This is a genomic window from Allobacillus halotolerans, assembly GCF_018967645.1.
GTDB classification, from domain to species: domain Bacteria; phylum Bacillota; class Bacilli; order Bacillales; family Alkalibacillaceae; genus Allobacillus; species Allobacillus halotolerans.
This window is the reverse complement of sequence record NZ_JAHLZF010000014.1, coordinates 1-21154: the sequence shown is the minus strand read 5'-3', so window position 1 is coordinate 21154 and position 21154 is coordinate 1. Positions and strand designations below refer to the sequence as shown.

At 39.4% G+C, this 21154-nt stretch carries 22 protein-coding genes and 1 riboswitch; of the genes, 20 read left to right on the top strand and 2 right to left on the bottom strand.

From position 1 onward, the window contains the following. Positions 1–11: 11 nt before the first annotated feature. The 13 genes from KQ486_RS09910 to KQ486_RS09850 all read left to right on the top strand — a co-directional run bounded on the left by KQ486_RS09910 (position 12) and on the right by KQ486_RS09850 (position 11697). Entirely contained in the window at positions 12–338 is a 327-nt protein-coding gene (locus tag KQ486_RS09910) for a putative DNA-binding protein (RefSeq protein ID WP_144159484.1), read from the top strand. A gap of 14 nt (positions 339–352) precedes the next feature. Continuing rightward, positions 353–1693, top strand: a complete 1341-nt coding sequence (ffh, locus tag KQ486_RS09905) for a signal recognition particle protein (protein WP_216687520.1) — start codon at positions 353–355, stop codon at positions 1691–1693. A 79-nt stretch (positions 1694–1772) separates the two neighbouring features. Then, positions 1773–2045, top strand: coding sequence for a 30S ribosomal protein S16 (gene rpsP / locus KQ486_RS09900; RefSeq protein ID WP_144087708.1), 273 nt, complete (start codon positions 1773–1775; stop codon positions 2043–2045). 15 nt (positions 2046–2060) lie between these two features. Then, on the top strand, positions 2061–2288 hold the full coding sequence (locus KQ486_RS09895) for a KH domain-containing protein (RefSeq protein WP_144159478.1): 228 nt from the start codon (positions 2061–2063) through the stop codon (positions 2286–2288). Positions 2289–2363: 75 nt separating this feature from the next. After that, complete coding sequence (locus tag KQ486_RS09890) at positions 2364–2753, top strand: YlqD family protein (protein ID WP_186278503.1); 390 nt, start codon at positions 2364–2366, stop codon at positions 2751–2753. 5 nt (positions 2754–2758) lie between these two features. Further along, a complete protein-coding gene (rimM, locus tag KQ486_RS09885; RefSeq protein WP_144159472.1) occupies positions 2759–3280 on the top strand; it encodes a ribosome maturation factor RimM in 522 nt (173 codons plus the stop codon). Further along, the gene (gene trmD, locus KQ486_RS09880) at positions 3277–4011 is read left to right on the top strand and encodes a tRNA (guanosine(37)-N1)-methyltransferase TrmD (RefSeq protein WP_144159469.1); all 735 of its coding nucleotides are present in this window, start codon (positions 3277–3279) and stop codon (positions 4009–4011) included. Before rimM ends, trmD begins: the two co-directional genes overlap by 4 nt. A gap of 131 nt (positions 4012–4142) precedes the next feature. Continuing rightward, positions 4143–4487: a 50S ribosomal protein L19 gene (gene rplS, locus KQ486_RS09875; protein ID WP_144087713.1), complete on the top strand. Its 345-nt coding sequence runs from the start codon at positions 4143–4145 to the stop codon at positions 4485–4487. A gap of 148 nt (positions 4488–4635) precedes the next feature. Then, positions 4636–4829, top strand: a riboswitch (cobalamin riboswitch). A 163-nt stretch (positions 4830–4992) separates the two neighbouring features. Then, positions 4993–7287 (top strand): prenyltransferase/squalene oxidase repeat-containing protein, encoded by a 2295-nt coding sequence (locus tag KQ486_RS09870; RefSeq protein WP_216687519.1) that lies wholly within the window; start codon positions 4993–4995, stop codon positions 7285–7287. A gap of 22 nt (positions 7288–7309) precedes the next feature. Beyond that, entirely contained in the window at positions 7310–8272 is a 963-nt protein-coding gene (locus tag KQ486_RS09865; RefSeq protein WP_216687518.1) for a DUF4430 domain-containing protein, read from the top strand. Positions 8273–8462: 190 nt separating this feature from the next. Further along, complete coding sequence (locus tag KQ486_RS09860; RefSeq protein WP_311379126.1) at positions 8463–9335, top strand: energy-coupling factor transporter transmembrane component T; 873 nt, start codon at positions 8463–8465, stop codon at positions 9333–9335. Beyond that, positions 9326–11002 (top strand): ABC transporter ATP-binding protein, encoded by a 1677-nt coding sequence (locus KQ486_RS09855; RefSeq protein WP_216687516.1) that lies wholly within the window; start codon positions 9326–9328, stop codon positions 11000–11002. Before KQ486_RS09860 ends, KQ486_RS09855 begins: the two co-directional genes overlap by 10 nt. Further along, positions 10978–11697, top strand: coding sequence for an ECF transporter S component (locus KQ486_RS09850; RefSeq protein WP_216687515.1), 720 nt, complete (start codon positions 10978–10980; stop codon positions 11695–11697). The genes KQ486_RS09855 and KQ486_RS09850 overlap by 25 nt, the downstream gene beginning before the upstream one ends. A gap of 85 nt (positions 11698–11782) precedes the next feature. On the opposite strand, the gene trhA is transcribed toward KQ486_RS09850, so the two are convergent. Together trhA and KQ486_RS09840 are read right to left on the bottom strand one after the other, a co-directional pair. Continuing rightward, positions 11783–12418 carry a PAQR family membrane homeostasis protein TrhA gene (gene trhA / locus KQ486_RS09845; RefSeq protein WP_216687514.1) on the bottom strand — a complete coding sequence of 212 codons (636 nt, stop codon included), beginning with the start codon at positions 12416–12418 and terminating at the stop codon, positions 11783–11785. A gap of 21 nt (positions 12419–12439) precedes the next feature. Continuing rightward, positions 12440–13639: an iron-containing alcohol dehydrogenase gene (locus KQ486_RS09840; protein ID WP_246569280.1), complete on the bottom strand. Its 1200-nt coding sequence runs from the start codon at positions 13637–13639 to the stop codon at positions 12440–12442. A gap of 154 nt (positions 13640–13793) precedes the next feature. Here KQ486_RS09840 and ylqF point away from each other — a divergent pair, with 154 nt between their 5' ends. The 7 genes from ylqF to dprA all read left to right on the top strand — a co-directional run bounded on the left by ylqF (position 13794) and on the right by dprA (position 20856). Next, on the top strand, positions 13794–14642 hold the full coding sequence (ylqF, locus tag KQ486_RS09835) for a ribosome biogenesis GTPase YlqF (protein ID WP_144159448.1): 849 nt from the start codon (positions 13794–13796) through the stop codon (positions 14640–14642). 82 nt (positions 14643–14724) lie between these two features. Then, positions 14725–15471, top strand: coding sequence for a ribonuclease HII (gene rnhB / locus KQ486_RS09830; protein ID WP_216687554.1), 747 nt, complete (start codon positions 14725–14727; stop codon positions 15469–15471). A gap of 13 nt (positions 15472–15484) precedes the next feature. Further along, the gene (locus KQ486_RS09825; RefSeq protein WP_216687513.1) at positions 15485–17341 is read left to right on the top strand and encodes a hypothetical protein; all 1857 of its coding nucleotides are present in this window, start codon (positions 15485–15487) and stop codon (positions 17339–17341) included. Beyond that, a complete protein-coding gene (locus KQ486_RS09820; RefSeq protein WP_216687512.1) occupies positions 17338–17622 on the top strand; it encodes an EscU/YscU/HrcU family type III secretion system export apparatus switch protein in 285 nt (94 codons plus the stop codon). The genes KQ486_RS09825 and KQ486_RS09820 overlap by 4 nt, the downstream gene beginning before the upstream one ends. Positions 17623–17719: 97 nt before the next feature. Then, entirely contained in the window at positions 17720–18880 is a 1161-nt protein-coding gene (gene sucC, locus KQ486_RS09815) for an ADP-forming succinate--CoA ligase subunit beta (protein WP_144159439.1), read from the top strand. Positions 18881–18896: 16 nt separating this feature from the next. Then, complete coding sequence (gene sucD, locus KQ486_RS09810) at positions 18897–19802, top strand: succinate--CoA ligase subunit alpha (protein WP_144159436.1); 906 nt, start codon at positions 18897–18899, stop codon at positions 19800–19802. A 160-nt stretch (positions 19803–19962) separates the two neighbouring features. Next, positions 19963–20856: a DNA-processing protein DprA gene (gene dprA / locus KQ486_RS09805; protein WP_216687511.1), complete on the top strand. Its 894-nt coding sequence runs from the start codon at positions 19963–19965 to the stop codon at positions 20854–20856. The last annotated feature ends 298 nt before the right edge of the window (positions 20857–21154 follow it).

Here is a 21154-nt window from a genome sequence, read left to right as displayed (position 1 = left end):
GGCATTCCGTAATGCTTGAGAAAACGACACGAATCAATTATCTGTTCGATTTTTATCAACAACTACTGACTGAAAAGCAAAAAAACTACATGGACCTGTACTATTTGGAAGATTATTCACTCGGAGAAATTTCAGAGACTTATGATGTCAGTCGGCAGGCAGTTTATGATAATATTAAACGTACAGAAGTTATGCTGGAAGATTATGAAGAAAAGCTTGGACTTTATCGTAGGTTTCAAGCAAGGAATGAGTTGATCGACCAGATGAAAGCTGCTGTGGAGAATCAGAATTTCGATCAGCTGAAAAAGCTATTAAACCAGATGGAAAACATTGATTAGGGGGTCTTTTGCACATGGCATTTGAAGGCTTGGCAGACCGTCTGCAAAATACAATAAAAAAAATTACCGGTAAAGGGAAGGTTTCCGAACAAGACGTCAAAGAAATGACACGAGAAGTTCGATTAGCCTTATTGGAAGCAGACGTAAACTTTAAAGTCGTAAAAGATTTAATTAAACGCATAAAAGAACGAGCAATCGGTCAAGAAGTATTGGAAAGCCTGACACCAGGCCAGCAAGTCATTAAGGTCGTCAAAGAAGAACTTGCAGAATTGATGGGTGGCGAACAAAGTAAGATTGCAGTAGCAAATAAGCCACCGACGGTCATCATGATGGTCGGTCTGCAAGGTGCCGGTAAAACGACAACTACTGGTAAACTTGCAAATCTACTGCGGAAAAAACATAACCGAAACCCGATGTTGGTTGCAGCCGACGTTTATCGTCCGGCAGCGATCAATCAATTAGAGACATTAGGGAGTCAACTTGATCTACCTGTTTTCTCCTTAGGAACAGAAGCAAACCCGGTAGATATAGCGAATCAAGCAATCGAAAAGGCAAAAGAAGAGCATCACGATTATGTCATTATCGATACAGCCGGACGCTTGCATATCGATGAAAATCTGATGGGAGAACTTCAAGAGATCAAACAGTCAGTCAATCCAGACGAAGTGTTTTTAGTTGTTGATTCGATGACCGGTCAGGATGCCGTCAACGTCGCAGAAAGCTTTGATGAGCAGCTTGATGTTACAGGCGTCGTCTTAACGAAGTTAGATGGGGATACACGCGGTGGTGCAGCTTTATCCATTCGTGCCGTTACAGGTAAACCGATCAAGTTTGCCGGTATGGGTGAGAAACTCGATCAATTGGAAGCATTCCATCCCGAACGTATGGCCTCACGAATTCTTGGTATGGGTGACGTACTGAGCCTGATTGAAAAAGCTGAGACACAAGTGGATGAGAAGAAAGCGAAGGAAATGGAAGAGAAAATCAAGTCCATGTCATTCACCTTCGAAGACTTCCTTGAACAGATGGACCAAGTCAAAAATATGGGTCCACTCGATGAATTGATCAATATGATGCCTGGCGCGAACAAAATGAAAGGCATGAAAAACCTCCAAGTGGACGATAAGCAATTATCCCACGTTGAGGCAATCATTCAATCGATGACACAACAAGAAAGAGTCGAACCTTCCGTCATTAACGCCAGCCGTAAGAAGCGGATTGCTAAAGGTTCAGGGACATCTGTCTCACAAGTGAATCGATTACTAAAACAATTTGAAGAAATGAAGAAAATGATGAAACAAATGACCAGTCCGAAGAAGGGTAAAAAGAGAGGAATGAATTTTCCTTTCATGTAATGTAAAAACCCTTTACAGACTAAAAATTCTTTGATACAATCTAAACTTGTGATAGGAAAGATTAAATGGAGGTGTAATTATGGCAGTAAAAATTCGCATGAAAAGAATGGGATCTAAAAGAAATCCTTTTTATCGATTAGTCGTCGCAGACTCTCGTTCACCTCGTGATGGACGTATTATCGAGCAGATCGGCACATATAATCCAGTTGCAGAAACACCTGAGGTTAAAATCGATGAAGAAAAAGCATTAGACTGGATGACAAAAGGCGCAAAACCAAGCGATACAGTGCGTAACTTATTTTCTAAGCAAGGCATCATGGAAAAATTTCATAATTCAAAAACAAACAAATAAGGATTTGAGATATACATGAAAGCCTTAATTGAAACGATTGTCTATCCGTTGGTTGACCATCCGGATCAAATCGAAGTGACAGTTGAAGAAACGGATGAAAAAATTCGTTATCATTTGACTGTCCATTCGGATGATGTTGGAAAAGTCATCGGCAAAAATGGTCGGATTGCAAAAGCGATTCGTACGGTTGTCTATGCAGCGGGTTCCGATACAAACAAAAGAGTCTACTTAGACATTATGTAAATGGGGAGGGGGAAATAAACCTTTCCCTTTTTTCACTTTTACGTTTTTTTAAGACACGCTTTCGAGGTGGATGTCGTGAAAATTTTAAGAAAAACGAAAATCAAGCAAGTCATCACACCGCAGAGTAAAGAAGCTCTACAACAGAAGTTTGAAAATAGAAAGTCCAAGCATCAGACTGAACTTGATCAACTTCATTTTGAAAAAAAGAAAATGCTTCATCAAAAAAGATTCCCAGCAAATCAAGTGGAAAAGCGTTTTAATCAAGAAGAGGAACGCAGAAAACGCTCGATTGAATGGTGCAAATACCAATTAGAGCAGTTGGAAATATTGCCAATCGGTAGTGAGATTGTTGAAGGTGAAGTTGAGGAGATTATTGAACTATCAGTCGGGGATTCATGGGATGATATTGCTGGTAATCGAGAAATCGTCATTAAAGACGGAATAATAGAGAAAATCAATAGGTGATTTGCATGAAAGAAAACTATTTTAATGTCGGAAAAGTCGTCAATACCCATGGTGTTAGAGGTGAAGTCCGGATTATTTCAACCACAGATTTCGACGAACGTTTCGCCCCTGGTCATACGCTATACTTTTTCAATGATCAACAAAGCGAGCCGGTCGTATTAACCGTTCATTCGCATCGGAAGCATAAACAATTCGATTTATTGACCTTTGAGGATAGGGATTCCATCAATGATGTTGAGTGGATGAAAGGTGGATATTTAAAGGTAGCTGCCGAGGATCAACATGACTTGGACGATGATGAATTTTACTACCATGAAATCATCGGTTGTGAAGTATACCTGACAGATGATACGTATATAGGCCATGTTAAAGAAATACTTTCACCAGGTGCCAATGATGTATGGGTGGTCCAGCGGCATGGTCTACGGGATGCTTTAATTCCTTATATTGAGCAAATCGTTAAACAAGTAAATGTGAAGGATAAAAAAATTATCATTGAGAATATGGAAGGACTGCTATCCGAATGAAAATCGATCTATTGACGTTGTTTCCGGAAATGTTTTCTGGCGTGATGAACTCCTCTATTCTCAAAAGAGCACATGAAGCAGGACACTTTGATTATAGCCTGGTTGACTTTAGAGATTATACAGAGAGTAAACATCGAAAAGTGGATGATTATCCATATGGTGGCGGAGCTGGAATGGTATTAAGTCCGCAACCGATCTTTGATGCTGTTGAAAGCTTAACCGAACAATCTAAGACAACACCAAGAATTTTATTGATGTGTCCTCAAGGAGAGACATTCACCCAAAAAAAGGCTGAAGAGCTAGCCAAAGAGGAACACTTAATCGTTATTTGTGGTCATTATGAAGGATATGATGAACGAATTCGCGAACATCTTGTTACCGATGAAATATCCATCGGTGACTATGTATTGACGGGTGGAGAACTTGGCGCCATGGTCGTTACAGATAGTGTTGTGAGACTCTTGCCAGGTGTGTTAGGGAATGATGAGTCTGCGAAGCAAGATTCATTTTCCACCAATCTATTGGAACATCCACATTATACACGACCGAGTGATTTTCGAGGTCACCGTGTGCCGGACGTCCTTTTGTCTGGGCACCATCAAAAAATCGAGGATTGGCGTGAATATGAATCGCTTAAGCGAACATATGAACGGCGGCCGGATTTAATTGACAAAGCAGGCTTAACGGATAAACAACAAAAGTTTTTGACACAAATAATCGACGAAAAGTAGTACGGAATTTTCATTGCATCTATTAGTGCGGTATGATATATTAATTGATGTGCTTAAGTTCGTTAAGCGTGATAACAATGTTCCGCTACTTCTTAGAAAGTAAGAGCATTTTGTTGGAAGGAGTGAGCAGAATGCAAGAAATTCTTAACCAAGTTGCTCAAGATCAGCTGCGTACAGACTTGCCTGAATTCAGAGCTGGAGACACAGTGAAAGTTCACGTAAAAGTTGTCGAAGGTAGCCGTGAGCGTATTCAGGTTTTTGAAGGTGTCGTAATTAGAAGACGTGGTGGTGGAATTAGCGAAACATTCACTGTCCGTAAGATTTCTTATGGTGTAGGTGTTGAGCGTACATTCCCTGTACATTCTCCGCGTGTTGCTAAAATCGACGTTGCTCGTAAAGGTAAAGTTCGTCGTGCGAAACTTTATTACCTACGTAACCTTCGTGGTAAAGCAGCAAGAATTAAAGAAAGACGCTAATGAAAAAATAAGAAGCTGTTCTGAGTCAAATTATTGTACTCAGAACAGCTTTTTTTATTTTGTCTTTCATTTTGTATTTATACATAAAAAAATGCTGATAATTAAAATAAGTTTGACGTTTGTTGACGAAAGATATAGACTATAGACAATTGAATAGGTAAAAACAGGTTGATTCGATTAAATTTTTTTAATCAATCATTAAAAGGGAAGCCGGTGGAAATCCGGCGCGGTCCCGCCACTGTATATTGCGAGTTTTCTAAAACATTCCACTGTCTTATGATGGGAAGGATTTAGAAAATGACGACCATAAGCCAGGAGACCTGCCTGTTTTTTGCACCATTCAACCTACGAGGATAGGGAGGTGTGGCGACGACTATGCTAATTCTGAAATACATAAATGTACCATAGTGATAGAATGCCCACTGAACATCTCTACTCGTTAGAGATGTTTTTTTATGTTCAAATAGGTTTATTTAATAGATTTTACTAACTAGGAGGGTAATTAATGCAAAGAATTTTTAGTTTTATATCACATTTAGTGATTTCGTTTGTGCTCATTATTTCTATTGGTATTAACACAGCGTCTGCTGAAAGTGTAGAAAATTTGGGTTCTACTGAAATTACAGAGAATGAAATTGAACAAGCAATAGATGCGGCTAGTAATTTTATTTTAAATAAGGGAGTCATTAGTGAATGGGAAGCTATCGGATTAGCTCAAGCCGGTAAGCAAGTTCCCAATGATTATACCGACACGTTTTTTTATGAACATTTAGAAAACCAAGTGGTTAAAGGGTTAGAAAATGGCCGTATCAAAATAACTGATATCGAGCGATTGGTAATTGCTGCTGTGGCTGTCGGAATCAACCCGTTACAAGTTGAGATTGAAGGAAAAAACCTTATTGAGCTAATTTATAACAGCCCTGAACGTCGTGGTGGGTTTGATACAATGACTTTCCAAGGGAATAACGGTCCGATATTTGCTTTAATTGCTTTAGACACGCAAAATTTTGAAGTTCCAAATGATGCTAAATGGACGAGACAAAAACTAATTAAGGAGTTATTAAATAACCAAAATGAAAATGGCAGTTGGCATTTAAATACAAATTTCGAATCGCCGAGCATTGATATAACGGCAATGGCTTTAATAGGGTTAAGTCCATATAATGACCAGGAAGAAGTCCGAAAGTCGATAGATTCCGCAGTTAACTGGCTATCAGATATTCAAACTGAGGACGGAGGTTTTGATGGCGGAAGTTTTGTAGGAGGAATTACAAGTGAAGCTGCTTCACAAGTTATTATCGGTTTATCAGCGAATGGAATTGATCCAACGAATGAAGAGTTTGTAAAAAATGAAAATAGCTTAATTTCACATCTATTATCTTATCAAAATGAAGATGGTGGATTTAAACACACTCAAGGAGAAGTTGTATCAAATGCAATGGCTACCGAACAAGCTTTCCAAGCATTGGTAGCGTATGATTACTTTTTAAAAGGAAAAAAGTCACTTTATCATTTTGGCGATAGCGAAGAAGGTAACGAAGAAGAACCTCCAAGTGAAGATGATAGTGAGGAAAAACCTCCTATAAAAGATGATGAAGAAGAATCTCCAAGTGAAGGAGATAACGAGGAAGAGCCTCCACTAAAAGATAATGAGGAAGGTTCAGACGAAGACACTGATGAAAAAGAACAAAAGGAAGATTCATCTAAAAAAGAAATTAAAATCGAAGTTAAGTCAACAACGAAAGCAAACAAAAAGATGGAAACAACGATAAGAATTGATGATTTAAAAAACGTCAAAGATAGTGTGGTCGAGGTCCAACCTGAAAATGCAAAGGTTCAAAATCAATTAGCAGTAGAATTAGAGAAAACAGTAATTGATACATTGATTAAAGGTAAAAATGATTTAAGAATTAACAAAGAAGACGCAGCCGTACACATCCCAACGGAGATTCTGGGTCAATTAGCCAAGCAATCAAATGGTGCACCAGTAACGATTCAATTGGAAAAATATTCTGCAAGCTACGCAGTAGGTTCCGTTTATGATTTTACGTTGATGGCGGGTGATGCTAAAGTCAGCGATTTCGGCACCAATGAAATTACGTTAACACTCCAAGTCAATCAACAAGAAGCGCAGAATCCGCAGGCTTATTATTATAATGAACAAACGAATGAATGGGAGCATATTGATTCAGGAAAATATGATTCAAAAACTCGAACAATCTCTTTCCAAACGAATCATTTTAGCATTTATGGTGTGTTTGATGGTACAGGTCATAATCTTGAAAAGCCAACTCAGATGATTGTAAATAATCTATCAAAAGAAAATAACTCACAAGAGGATCTAACAACAAATCCAACTGAGGTAGAAGACCAAACAGACAATGCTAGAACAAATGATGAAAAGAGTCAAAGACACGTCAGTTTAAATGAAAATTATGGAAGTACTAAGCAAGATAAAGAGCAATCAGTTCGAGTTATTGCTGCTCACGAAGTATCTGAAAAAAATGAACAAGAAGAATCTGCGATAAAAAATTCGAATGAAAACGATCGTCAATCTAAAAAAGAAGAACAAAAAGAATCTTCCGCCAAGAATTCAAATGAAAATGATGAGACAGATACTTCTGTTGCCAGTCAATCAAATGAAGAATCAGAAGAAACGGATGTCCGTTCACAAGAAAGTAGCGGACAAAAGCAGACGGAGTCAGAAAACACGACGTATGGCTATTGGCTGGTATTTGCACTGTTCATTGTTATAGGTGCATTTTTCATCTTATATTACCGTAAAAAGAACCATAAATAGCACGGGTAAAAGGAAGGATACTATGCAATTTACGTATAAGCGTCTCTTCATCCCAATTTCACTTGTATTGTTGTTTTTATTGGCTGCTTGCGGATCTGCACCATTATCCAAAGAAGAAGCAAATGAGCTAAAGGAAGCTGAGGAGCAATCTGAAGTAAGAGGAGGTACATTTCATGAAAAATTGGATGATGATATCGGAACAAGTTTAAACAAATCAAGCATTGGAAAAGAAACGAATTCGGATGGTTCATCGGAAGAGAATAATGAGCCAGACCCAGACGAATCAACAGAAGTGGCAAATGAGACCGAGAGAAAAGAATCAGGTCAATCAGATTTGCCGTCCGAAGACGAAGTTGCTCATCAAGATCAACCAGATGACACAACTACTCTAGCATCAAAGGAAAAAACCAAGAGTGAATCAAAATCAACAAAAAGCAACCAATCAGACAAACAAAAATCAGAATCAAAAGAAGAGAAGAAGCAACCGAAAGAAAAATCATCATCCTCTTCTCAACCTTCTAAAAATGAAGAAGAAGATCAAGCCAATCAACCATCGGAACCATCCGAAAGCAATCAAGAGGATCAAAAGAAGGATAATCCGCCTTCAGAAGAAAGTACGAAAAAGGGGCAAACGATTGTCCATTCGATTGTCATCTCAGATAGCGAGGTGCCATTACCACCTACAGAAATGGAAATTAAAGATGGATTCACCGTACTCGATGCGTTGATTAAAATAACAAAGGCACATAAAATTCAGATGGATTATCGAGGCGGTCAAGGTGCAACAGCTTATGTTGAAGGTATAGCAAACGTTTATGAATTTGACCGTGGCTCAGGAAGCGGCTGGATGTATCGAGTCAATGGAATATTTCCAGACCGAGGAGCTGGTGTAGTGCCATTACGACCAGGAGATCGAGTGGAATGGTTGTACACAACGAACTTAGGCCAGGATTTGGGGGCAGACTTAAAACCCTTCAGAAGATAGCGGAATGAAATTATGCATTTTGTAAAGCGCTATACAAAATCAGATAATACAACCACGTATTTTGAACTCAGGGAAGTTTTAGAGGAGCCCTCTTAGAATGCAAAGCGGGCTCCTTTGCCTCCCTGTAACAGGGAAGTGTTTTTTTACTGGAATGCATATCGATATTTACATAGAAAGCGTGTGATGAGAAATCGATAATGGTTTTCGCAGTTACCATCCATATGTTCAGTTTTTTTATTATATTTGTATGTTGATATTAGCAATGTATTTCAATCATCCAATCTTTCTAGTGACCATTTTATTGTTACTAATCTTCGTCAATATATCTCATGATGGTGGTAAAGACTTACGGAAATGGTTGCCTACACTGTCGATCATGAGTACTCTAATTATCCTAATCAATCCATTTTTGGTGTCACGAGGGACGACTATTCTTTTTTATTTTCGAGGAAAGCAAGTGACAGTAGAAGCCTTTATGTATGGAATAACGATGGCATTATTTATTGCGATCATTTTAGTGATCTTCATATCGTTCAATATCATATTAAACGGTAACCGATTTTTATATATTTTTTCAAAATTTCTTCCTCGTATTGCTTTAATGATCATGATGGCAATTCGGTTTGTTCCATTGATGAAAAGACGTCTCGATGAAATTGGAGATGTTCAACGTCTACGAGGAATGAGTATGACTGTTGGGAGTCTTAAAACAAGAGTCAGAAGCGGGATGCTGAGAATTCAAATTCTTTTGACGTGGTCGCTTGAGGAAGCGGTTCATGTGTCGAATTCAATGAAAGCGAGAGGCTATGGAAGTGAAGGTAAAAAAAGTTCCTACACGCCTTACTATATGGAGAAACGTGATTGGTTTTGGTTGTTTGTATTAGCAAGTTTAATGGTGGTTTGCTTTTATGGGGGCAAATTAGGATATGGCCAGATGATTATTTATCCAGAACTAGGCCCATGGCAGTTTTTTCAGTTCGATTGGGTTGTTTTTTTCTGTATGCTTATTTTAACGTCCTTTCCACTCATTACTGAAGGGAGAGAAAAATTAAGATGGAAATGATTAATGTAAACGGGTTGTCTTTTCAATATCCAGAGTCAGCCAGCTATGCTTTGGATGGTGTTAATTTACGTTTAAAGCAGGGAGAGTTTGTCGTCGTTGGTGGACCAAGCGGATGTGGAAAATCTACTCTCCTTCATTTGCTGAAAAGAGAAATTGCTCCGCATGGCTCGCCTTCGGGTGATATATCTTACTTCGGTAAATCCTTAGATGAATGGGAAGAGAGAGTTTTAATGGAGGAAATTGGTCTTGTCTTACAAGATCCAGAAAATCAGATCATTATGGATGACGTCATGCAAGAACTTGTTTTTGGCATGGAGAATTTAGGATATTCACCAATCGATATGCGACTACGGCTGGCGGAAATGGTCCATACCTTCAGTGTAGAACATCTTCTGAACCAAAAAACTACAACGTTATCCGGTGGGCAAAAACAACAATTGAATTTGTTGTCAGCCCTCTTATTGAAACCGAAATTGTTACTTTTAGATGAACCTACTTCTCAACTTGATCCTGTAGCTGCCAAGGATTTGTTGGTTATGCTCGAACGGTTAAGCAAGGAGCTTGGCATAACTGTTATTGTCGTCGAACATCGACTTGAGGAGCTTTTTGATAAGGCTGATCGAATTGTGTTCATGCAAGAAGGGAAGATCGCTTATGATGGGAAGAGTCGGGAAGTCATTCATCAGGTTTTTAAACAACAAGATACTTCTTTCTTACCATATATTCCTGCGATTTCACAAATGTATTTAGAAATGGAACATTCACCAACAGTTAATCAAATTCCTCTGAATGTAAATGAAGGTAAAGCATGGCTTGCTTCACTACCTGCAATGGATCAAATGATCAAAAAAGAAAACGGAAAATCAACTGAGAATCCGAAGCCAATCATTGAGTTGAAGGATGTTTACTATCAGTATGAAAAGAGTTCTTCGATGGTCTTGTCCAAGTTATCTCTTTCATTAAAAAAAGGTGATTTTTATGCGGTCATGGGAGGGAACGGTTCTGGAAAAACAACGTTGTTGAAAACTTGTCTAGGTCTGCTCAAACCTCAGCGAGGCATCGTTAAGCGATTTGGTCGCAAGTTAACAAATAAGTCAGTAAACCGGGTTCATCAAAATATTGCCTATTTATCGCAGCAACCACATACGTTCTTCATCCAAGATTCAATTGAAAAAGAAATGCTATTAATTACCGAGCAGCACGAGATTCAAGATTCTGAACAACAAATAGATTCATTGCTAAATACATTCGGAATCGAGCATCTACGGAATCGACACCCATACGATTGCTCTGGTGGTGAGATTCAGAAGGCAGCTTTAGCATGTATGTTGTTAACGAAGCCGACCATTTTATTGATGGATGAACCGACGAAAGGGTTGGATCCCATTTCGAAAATTAAACTTCAATCAATTCTTCGACGATTGCATTCTGAAGGTCTGACCATTTTGATGGTGACTCATGATATTGAATTTACGGCGAGAATTGCAACGAAATGTGCCATGATATTTGATGGGAAAATTACGGCTGAAGCACCACCCCATTCGTTTTTCAAAGGCAACTATTTTTATACAACATCAATCAATCGAGTTACACAAAATAGTCAATTTCCGGAAGTACTGACGTTAGAGGAGGCGGTGCATTCATGGCAAGAGCGCGAGCTAGCCTAATTATTGCAACCGCTACGGTTTTTATAATGCTGATCGTCATGTATGCCGTGTTTAACTACCATAATTATCTACTATTGAGCTTGGGTATAATTGGCGGGATTATGATGTTGTTTTTTATTCGTTTTGAAATCAAAACTGTGAAAACAAGGGAAATCGTCATCTTAGCATTGTTGGCAGCGATTGGCGCAGTAGCACGTGTACCCTTTGCTGGCCTTCCAAGTGTTCAACCGACTTCATTCGTAATTATAACCGTTGGATTGGTTTTTGGGGCAGAATCAGGTTTTTTGGTTGGTGCCTTGGCAGCACTCGTTTCAAATATTTTTTTAGGACAAGGCCCATGGACTCCGTGGCAAATGTTTGCTTGGGGAACGATGGGAATGAGTGCTGGATTATTAAGACAATTTGCGGGCATGGGTAATTTATGGGTTTTGAATACTTTCGGTTTTATTTGGGGTTTTATATTTGGTTGGATGATGAATCTATGGATTGTTTTCAGCAATATGCAAAACTTCACGTGGGAATTCCTTGTGGGCATTTATGTGTCCAGTTTTTATCATGATCTAGCCCATGCTATATCCAATATCGTCTTTATTAGTTTGTTTAGTATGAGTTGGACACGAATTTTAAACCGTTTTAAAAAGAAACATGGTTTACTTGAAGACCCAGCGCTCAATCAAACGATCAATCGCACATGAAAAAATAGATGAATTAACACAAAAACCCCCAGTTAGAGACGAATGAAACGAGTCATCTAACTGAGGGGTTTCGTAAATCTCAAAATTAAACTAAAGTTGCCACTGAAAAGAAGTGTGTAATCGATCCAGCTAGGACGAATAAATGCCATAAAGCATGATGGTATTTAAAACCTCTCCACACATAGAATACAGCACCGACTGTATAAAGAATTCCTCCAGCGACAAGTAACTGCATTCCACCTGTCGTCATATAAGTTGAAAGTGGACTCCATGCTAAAACGATGAGCCAACCCATCAAAATATAAAGCAAAGTAGAAACATGCAGGAATTTTTTAACGAAAAATAATTTAAAGACAGTCCCTGCAATTGCAAGACCCCAAACAATTCCGAACAGCGTCCAGCCGAGACCACCTTTTACAGCAATTAATACAAAAGGGGTGTACGTTCCGGCAATAAAGAAATAAATGGACGAGTGATCTAAAATTTCAAAGACATTTTTAACACGTCCGGGTCTTAAACTGTGTAGCAATGTTGACGATGTGTACAGAACGATTGCTGACGCTCCAAAAATTGAAAATGTGACGACATGCCAAGCTGTTCCATTCATCGCTGCATAGACAACCAATAGGACCAGCGCAGCAACACTGAGTAAGACGCCGATCCCATGGGTGATCGCATTGACCACTTCTTCTTTTTTCGTATAGGTGTGTGTTGCGTCCATGATGAACCATTCCTTTCTTTGCTACCCACGAATCATTTTATAAACCTGCTCAAAATCCTTTTTCGTAAAGACTTTAGGCACAGGATATAAAGGGTTTGCTTCCCGGTGGGCACGGGCAATCATTTGCGGTAAATCTTCATCCCTGATTTCTGGAAGATGATCAGGAAGTTCCATTCGCTGATTCAAGCGTTTAATTTCTTTAATAAAGCGATTCGCTTTTTCGTCGATTGGTTCAGTTTGCTCGCTTACTTTTATTAAGTCCGAAAGTTCAGCGAGTCGTTCATAAACTATTTCTCTATAATATTGTAACACATGTGGCAGGATAATCGCATTCGCTAGCCCATGAGGTGTATTGTAAAATGCGCCTAGCGTATGGGCAATCGCATGAACGTTACCTACATAAGACCGAGTGAAAGCAAAACCCGCTAAGTACGAGGCTTCGAGCATATTCTTTCTTGCTTCAAGGTTACTGCCATCCTTATAAGCAATATATATATTTTCAAAAACTAGTTGAATTGCTTTTCTGCTGGCTTCGCGTGTTTCATTTGTCATATTGTTTCCGATATAAACTTCGATGGCATGTGTCAAAGCATCCATCCCTGTAGTGGCTGTTAAATGTGGTGGTAAATTCTTCGTTAACAGTGGATCTAATACAGCAACATCCGGTATTAAGACTGGGTCCATTAATGGATATTTCTCTTGATTAGAAGGATCTGAAATGACTGCAGCTAACGTTGCTTCACTTCCTGTTCCGGCAGTTGTTGGTACAGCTATGAGAAAGCTTTCCCTCTTTCGAATTTTCATTAAACCTCGCATGTTGGCAATTGATTGATTAGGCTTTGCCAATTTTGCCAAAACGGCTTTCGCACAATCAATTGGCGATCCACCCCCAAATGCTATTATGGCTTGGCATTGATTTTCCTTATACATCGTGTATGATTCTTCGATATTGGTGATCGTTGGATTAGGTACCGTATCGTCATAGATAAAGGCAGCGATTTGTTTGTCTTTCATTTGTTCGAGTAAATTACTCATTAATCCTATTTTTGAGATCCCTTTATCCGTTACCACTAATAAACGATGCAAATCATTTTCAACCAGAAAAGGAACAAGTTGATTGATACTATTGTATCCAGAGAAGACTTTTGGCTCTCTCCAAGGAAGGAACTTTGAGACCGAGCGCAAGGCCATTTGATATGTACGATAATATAGTTGGTACAACTCAAACACCGCTTTCTTTAGTTATATTTTGAAAAGAATAAATTATTTATCTATTATACACGAACCCTATAATTACTAATATAGTTAGGCAAACGCCCTGAAATTCCTTATAATGAAGAAAGTAAGAGTTATGAGGAGATAGGCAGGTGGAACAATGCAAATCCAATGGTATCCAGGTCATATGGCCAAGGCAAAAAGAGAAGTACAAGAGAAATTAAAACTTGTTGACTTTGTTATCGAGTTAGTCGACGCTAGAACGCCGGTTTCTTCCCAGAATCCAATGCTTCAAGAAATTTTGGGAGAAAAACAAAAACTGATTGTTCTTATGAAAAGTGATTTAGCTGATCCGCAAGTAACAGAGCAATGGGTCAATCATTTTGAAGAGGAAGGCAATATAGCACTTTCCGTTGATGTTAACCAGAAAAAAGATATTGAGAGGCTCATCCATAAAGCGAAAGAGTTAGGTCAAGGTGTGAACGATAAACGTGCCAGTAAAGGGGTACAACCGCGAGCTATCCGGGCAATGATTATCGGAATCCCGAACGTTGGTAAATCAACACTAATAAACCGGTTAGCCAATAAAAAAAGAGCTGAAGTCGGTGATAAGCCCGGTGTAACAAAAAAACAGCAATGGATTAAAATTCGTGGAAAATTTGAACTATTGGATACACCAGGTATTTTATGGCCGAAATTCGAAGAGGAAGAAGTCGGCTATAAACTAGCAACGACTGGATCAATTAAAGACACGATCCTTCACTTGGATGAGGTCGTTATTTATCTTCTCAAGTTTTTAAAAGAACACTATCCAACATTACTTGAAGAGAGGTACGGACTGGATTTAACCGAGGAAGATGTCATCACATGGTTTGATGTTATCGGTAAGAAAAGAGGGTGCCTCCAAGCTGGCGGTGTTGTCGATTATGAAAAAACGTCAGATGTAATTTTACGTGATTTTCGTTCCGGTAAGCTTGGAAGAATTACGATGGACCGACTCCACGTATAAACAAAGTAACAGACTGACCGATATAACCAACAAGAATTCAGTAGTAGGTGAAACGATGAAAGAAACAAAAGAAACCATTACAATGATTAAAGAAAAGCTATTCAGTGACCATGTATCTGAAGAATGGCTGATTCATATCAAAAATGACGAACGTGTCGGCGTGCAAAAGCTTCTTGAGCAATTTGAAAAAAAACAAATGAAAGAACAAGCGTTGAAAGAAGCTTTTTTCGAAATGATGCAATATGAAAATAAGTTGAAATCAGAAGGTGTACAGTTAATCGCTGGTATTGATGAAGTGGGACGTGGTCCAATTGCCGGTCCGGTCGTTGCGGCAGCCGTTATTTTACCTGAGGACTTTTATTTACCCGGTTTGACGGACTCCAAAAAACTAAGTGAAAAGAAACGAGAGTCTTTTTTTGAGTTGATTACGGATCAGGCTATTGCGGTAGGGCTCGGCATAGTAAGCCCGACGGAAATCGATTTGATGAATATACACCAAGCATCATTGGAAGCCATGAAGCGGGCAGTCCATGACTTACTCATTCAACCGGAACACCTGTTAATTGACGCTATGAAACTACCTGAAGTTGATTATGAACAAACCTCAATCATTAAAGGTGATGCCAAAAGCATCTCAATCGCCGCAGCGAGTGTGGTGGCAAAAGTCACGAGAGATCGGATGATGAAAGACATCGCTTGTGATTATCCGGGTTACGGATTTGAAAAACATATGGGCTATGGAACGAAAGAACATTTGGAGGCGTTGAAAACACTCGGTTCAACTCCCTATCATCGGAAAAGCTTTGCCCCAGTAAACCAATTTGTCTAATGGAGGAAAAGTGATGCAACCGAAACCAATTAATCAACTTTTTCAATCCATCCGTTTGTCACGGACGGATGCTTCAAAACTGGCCGTTCGGACTGGACAAATACTACCTGCACGAGTCATTAAGTTTTTACCTGAAAACCGTGCCCTTATGCAAATGAGCGGGAAGCAAATCGTTGGCCAAATTGATACAGAACTTCATGCCAACCAAAAATATTTGATGCAAGTCATGGAAACGTCTCCCGCTGTTAAAATGAAAGTTCTATCGCAAAAACCGGTAAATGATCCGGGTGAACGTATGAACGTCATCATGCAAGCGCTCGGTTTAAAGCTGACAAAGGCTAACCAAGCCTTATTGCAAGGGTTGATGAAACAACAAATCCCACTGTCGAAGGAAGCTCTTGGACAGTTATTTGCATTGGGAAAAGAGGATGCCCTTTCAACGCGTACGACGATTCTTTCAGAAATGTTGCTTCGTAACATGCCGATGACTGAGCAAGTCTACCAGTCTTTATCCAAGCGTTTGAATCAACCGATATCGATCAATCAAGTTATTCAGCAATTGGAAAATCAAATGATGGCAAGTAAGCAACAGACAGTTAATCAAATACAACTGGCTTCCTCACTACAATTATTTCAAGGAGAGCGGTCATCCAATCAAATACTCCATACATTCATGTTTCAAGCATTAAGAGAAGTTGGAAGTGGATCGCAGACGACCTTTCAACTTTTCCAAAAAGCTGGAGTCATCCCAAGTCAAATCAGTTATGCTGAATGGTCAGCACATATTCGGGCCTGGGCAGCTTCTCAGTCGGACCGTTTTCAACCGTCTGGCAATCAAATGATGAATGGCCAACTCCATTCAGTTCCTTTTTCAATAACAGGTGAAAAAATCTCTACAAGTATTCAGCAGCTGGCGAACCAGCAATTAGGTAATTCCAGAAGAAGCCTTCAAACCGTTTTGGATATCATGCAATCAATTCAAAGCCACTCAACAATCACGAAAGAACAACATCAAAAATTAAAGAGTTTACTACAAGGATCCTTGTTGACCAATATAAAAAAGCAATTACCTATGCAGCAAACGATGTTAGACCAATTAACAAACTCTATTCAACAGAGGCCTACTGACATTGCAGGATTTTTACATACGACAAACGGAACTCAGTTGATCGAATCATTGACCCATCTACAGCAACTTCAAACGGCCGGAGAACAACGTCGTGTGCTTTTATTTTTTAGAGGTTTGACTCAGCCACCAAGCGAAAGTACAACAGCAGTCATGGCAAAACTATTAAGCTTTATGGAATTAACCCAAGTGGAAAGTGGAAAAGGAAAGTTTAATAATTTACCGAGTATTTTATCGCAACTTCAACAGGTTCAAAGTCAGTCAACTTCAACATCTATTCAAGCAGCAGCGCAACAAATTCAGCAAACGATCCAAGCGATGCATTTATCGATGGAATCGAGTCGCGACTTTATCCAGTTTAGCGCACAACTTCCAAAGGAAATGCTCGGCCTGAATGAAGATCTTTGGATGGATTTTGAAGGAAAAAAACAAACAGATGGCACAATCCATCCAGAACAATGTCGGATCATGTTTTATTTGGATCTTCCGCGTCTAAGTAATATCGTTGTTGATATGCAAGTGATGAATCGAATGGTTGACGTAACCATCTATCATCAAGACCCCAAATCCGTTCGTTCTCTCGTACATCTTTACGAACAGGATTTGAAAGCTGGTTTGCAAGGGATCAATTATCAGTTCACTGGACTTCATTTAAAAAAATTACGAGAAGATTCCAATAAGCGGCCCGTCGATCCTTTTCCGTACCCGTTAAAACAAGGTGAAGGGATTGATTTTAAAGCATGAAAAAATTTATGCCGAACCGAAAAGCAGCTATAGCGCTTCGTTATGATGAAGAAGTGGAAGCCGCTCCAAAAGTCATTGCGAAAGGTCAAGGTTTATTAGCAGAAGAAATCCTAGAGCGAGCAGCTACTGAAAATGTTCCTGTGCACGAGGATCCTGCTTTAATTGAGTTAATGAGTCACTTAAATATTAATGAAAAAATACCTGAAGAATTATACCAAGCCGTAGCCGAAGTATTCGCTTATATTTATCGAGTAGATCAAAAAATGACAAAAACCGTGTAATTTGGCGATTGTTCTTTTGAATGATACAATTTTTATGTATAATAAGACCAGCATGGTTTTCTTATAGCTAGAGATATTATCGATGGGAGGATGTAACATGAACATTCATGAGTATCAAGCGAAAGAAATTTTCCGCGCGTACAATGTGGCAGTTCCAAATAGTAAAGTAGCTTTTTCTGTTGATGAAGCAGTTGAAGCTGCAAAAGAATTGACTACAGATGTAAAAGTTGTTAAAGCACAAATCCACGCAGGTGGACGCGGGAAAGCCGGCGGTGTCAAGATTGCCAAAAATATGGATGAAGTGAAGCAATACGCTGAAGAAATCCTAGGCAAAACATTGGTGACACACCAAACAGGCCCTGAAGGTAAAGAAGTTAAACGTTTATTGATCGAAGAAGGATGCGACATCAAGAATGAATACTATCTAGGTGTTGTCCTTGACCGTGCTACTTCCAGTGTCGTTATGATGGGATCGGAAGAAGGCGGAACGGAAATTGAAGAAGTGGCAGCTGAAACGCCAGAGAAAATTTTCAAAGAGGTTGTTGACCCAGTTGTTGGTCTTAGCCCTTATCAAGCAAGAAGACTTGCTTTCAATATGAACATTCCGAAAGAATACGTTGGTAAGGCTGTTAAGTTTATGATGAGCCTTTATAAAGTATTTGTCGAAAAAGATTGTTCAATTGCAGAAATCAACCCACTGGTAACTACTGGTGACGGCGAAGTTATTGCGCTTGATGCGAAATTGAACTTTGATGACAACGCATTATTCCGTCAGAAGGATATTCAAGAGCTACGTGATTTGGATGAAGAAGATGAAAAAGAAATCGAAGCTTCCAAATATGACTTGAGCTATGTAGCACTAGATGGAAACATTGGTTGTATGGTAAACGGTGCCGGTCTTGCGATGTCTACAATGGACATTATCAAGCACTATGGCGGCGAACCGGCTAACTTCCTTGATGTTGGGGGAGGCGCAACAACCGAGAAAGTAACTGAAGCATTCAAAATTATTTTATCTGACCAAAATGTAAAAGGAATTTTTGTTAATATCTTCGGTGGAATCATGAAATGTGATGTCATCGCTGAAGGTGTTGTTGAAGCAACCAAACAAGTTGGTTTAGAAATGCCACTTGTCGTTCGTTTGGAAGGTACAAACGTCGATCAAGGGAAGAAAATTTTGGATGAATCCGGTTTGAATATTACTTCAGCAGAATCAATGGCTGATGGTGCAAATAAAATTGTATCTCTAGTCAAATAAGAAAGGACGGTCGAACATGAGCGTATATGTAAATAAAGATACAAAAGTTATTGTTCAAGGGATCACAGGCTCAACAGCCCTTTTTCATACGAAACAAATGCTTGAATATGGAACGAAAATTGTCGGCGGTACTTCACCAGGTAAAGGTGGACAAGAAGTAGAAGGCGTACCTGTTTTCAATACAGTCGAAGAGGCTGTGAAAGAGACAGGAGCGAATGCTTCCGTCATTTATGTACCAGCTCCATTCGCTGCGGATGCAATTCTTGAAGCCGTAGATGCTGAATTGGATTTGGTCATTTGTATTACTGAACATATTCCTGTTTTGGATATGGTTAAAGTTAAACGTGCGATGGAAGGTTCGAAAACACGTCTTGTCGGACCAAACTGCCCAGGTGTGATCACGCCAGATGAATCTAAAATCGGTATCATGCCAGGTTATATTCACAAAAAAGGCCACATCGGCGTCGTATCTCGCTCTGGTACATTGACTTATGAAGCCGTTCATCAGCTATCAACGGAAGGTTATGGTCAATCTACAGCTGTTGGTATCGGTGGAGATCCAGTTAACGGAACAGACTTCATCGATGTACTACAAGCATTCAACGAAGACCCGGATACAGAGGCAGTAGTTATGATTGGTGAAATCGGCGGTACAGCTGAAGAAGAAGCTGCTGAATGGATAAAAGCGAATATGACGAAACCAGTTGTCGGATTCATCGGTGGTGCAACAGCTCCTCCAGGAAAACGTATGGGCCACGCTGGTGCAATCATCTCAGGTGGTAAAGGTACAGCAGATGAGAAAAAACGCATCATGAAAGAAAGCGGAATTGCTGTAGCTGAAACACCAGCAGATATTGGCGAAACAATGATTAAAGTTCTTGAAGAAAAAGGACTTGCCGAAAAATGTAAAACCGTTAAGTAACTTATAGTTTGAGTCCAGATGAATCGTCTGGGCTCAACTATTATTCTACGAGATAATCCTCTAAGCCCCTCACATTTAATTATCCAAGTTTTATAGACATCTACTACAAATTAACTTTTCCTTAAAAAATAGTATCTACCCTCAAAGGAGACATCGTTCGATGCAAATAAATCCCTCGTTTGAATTGTTTCATTTGTTATCTCACCCAAAAATAACCCGAAAAAAAGCACAAAGTTACTTACTGACAGACCCTTCACTAGAACGATTGCTTACACTCCATTGGCAAGACCTCAGTCAATCACTTCATTTGGAAACCTCTACTGCTAAATCAGTCTATGAACTCCTCAGAAATCGTCATTATCGACAATTATCCGCACGGCAATATAGCATATTACAACCGATAACCATCTACGATGCTGATTATCCACAAACTCTAGCATCCATTCCAGATCCCCCATTAATCCTCTATGCACGTGGCGACCGTAAACTTCTCCAAGGAAATCATCTGAGTGTAATCGGTTCCCGGAAACCTTCTCCCACTGCCAAAAATAAAATAAATGTATTACTTCCTCCACTCATCGAACAATCTGTTACGATTGTCAGTGGTTTAGCTTATGGAATCGATGGAATGAGCCACCAACTGACACTCGATCAAAAAGGAAAAACCATTGCTGTTTTGGCTTTTGGATTCAATCATATTTACCCGAAAAGACATACTTCATTGTACCGTACGATTGAGAGAAATGGGCTATTATTAACCGAATATCCCCCGGATGTGAAACCAGAACGTTGGCAGTTTCCTGAGAGAAATCGTATTATTAGCGGACTTAGCCAGGCTACGTTGATTATAGAAGCCACCGAGCACAGTGGAACAATGATTACGGCAGATCAGGCACTTGAGCAAGGAAAGGATGTTTTTGTTGTTCCTGATTCAATTTTCTTGCCAGAAGCAAAAGGTTGCCTTAAGCTTTTGCAGGAGGGAGCCATCCCAATCACACAACCACAAGATCTGTTGGATTGGTGGAAAAAATCAGTTCCGAATTCATTAAAATAACTAAAAAATGAAAAGTCGGTTTGACAAACAGGTAGAAAGTATTTAATAATGAATGAGATTTATCATCAAAAAAAATTTGATTACACATAAAATATAAAATGCAATCAATTGTTCAAGTTGTCGTGTTGGTCGATGGGCGCTGAATAAATGGGCTAGACGCCCCACGTAGGCAGTCTAAAAGAATGAAATTTAAATCAAAGGCTCTGTTAAAGTTTGGTGGAGTTGATAATAAAGAGATTGTGCATAGTTGTTGTATGGTGAAGAGCGAAGGTGACGACTCCTGCGGGAACAGCACGAG

Coding starts and splice junctions, on each gene's coding strand:
- KQ486_RS09910 (WP_144159484.1), top strand. CDS start 12: ATGCTTGAGAAAACGACACGAATCAATTATCTGTTCGATTTTTATCAA.
- ffh (WP_216687520.1), top strand. CDS start 353: ATGGCATTTGAAGGCTTGGCAGACCGTCTGCAAAATACAATAAAAAAA.
- rpsP (WP_144087708.1), top strand. CDS start 1,773: ATGGCAGTAAAAATTCGCATGAAAAGAATGGGATCTAAAAGAAATCCT.
- KQ486_RS09895 (WP_144159478.1), top strand. CDS start 2,061: ATGAAAGCCTTAATTGAAACGATTGTCTATCCGTTGGTTGACCATCCG.
- rimM (WP_144159472.1), top strand. CDS start 2,759: ATGAAAGAAAACTATTTTAATGTCGGAAAAGTCGTCAATACCCATGGT.
- trmD (WP_144159469.1), top strand. CDS start 3,277: ATGAAAATCGATCTATTGACGTTGTTTCCGGAAATGTTTTCTGGCGTG.
- rplS (WP_144087713.1), top strand. CDS start 4,143: ATGCAAGAAATTCTTAACCAAGTTGCTCAAGATCAGCTGCGTACAGAC.
- KQ486_RS09870 (WP_216687519.1), top strand. CDS start 4,993: ATGCAAAGAATTTTTAGTTTTATATCACATTTAGTGATTTCGTTTGTG.
- KQ486_RS09865 (WP_216687518.1), top strand. CDS start 7,310: ATGCAATTTACGTATAAGCGTCTCTTCATCCCAATTTCACTTGTATTG.
- KQ486_RS09855 (WP_216687516.1), top strand. CDS start 9,326: ATGGAAATGATTAATGTAAACGGGTTGTCTTTTCAATATCCAGAGTCA.
- KQ486_RS09850 (WP_216687515.1), top strand. CDS start 10,978: ATGGCAAGAGCGCGAGCTAGCCTAATTATTGCAACCGCTACGGTTTTT.
- trhA (WP_216687514.1), bottom strand. CDS start 12,418: ATGGACGCAACACACACCTATACGAAAAAAGAAGAAGTGGTCAATGCG.
- ylqF (WP_144159448.1), top strand. CDS start 13,794: ATGCAAATCCAATGGTATCCAGGTCATATGGCCAAGGCAAAAAGAGAA.
- rnhB (WP_216687554.1), top strand. CDS start 14,725: ATGATTAAAGAAAAGCTATTCAGTGACCATGTATCTGAAGAATGGCTG.
- KQ486_RS09825 (WP_216687513.1), top strand. CDS start 15,485: ATGCAACCGAAACCAATTAATCAACTTTTTCAATCCATCCGTTTGTCA.
- KQ486_RS09820 (WP_216687512.1), top strand. CDS start 17,338: ATGAAAAAATTTATGCCGAACCGAAAAGCAGCTATAGCGCTTCGTTAT.
- sucC (WP_144159439.1), top strand. CDS start 17,720: ATGAACATTCATGAGTATCAAGCGAAAGAAATTTTCCGCGCGTACAAT.
- sucD (WP_144159436.1), top strand. CDS start 18,897: ATGAGCGTATATGTAAATAAAGATACAAAAGTTATTGTTCAAGGGATC.
- dprA (WP_216687511.1), top strand. CDS start 19,963: ATGCAAATAAATCCCTCGTTTGAATTGTTTCATTTGTTATCTCACCCA.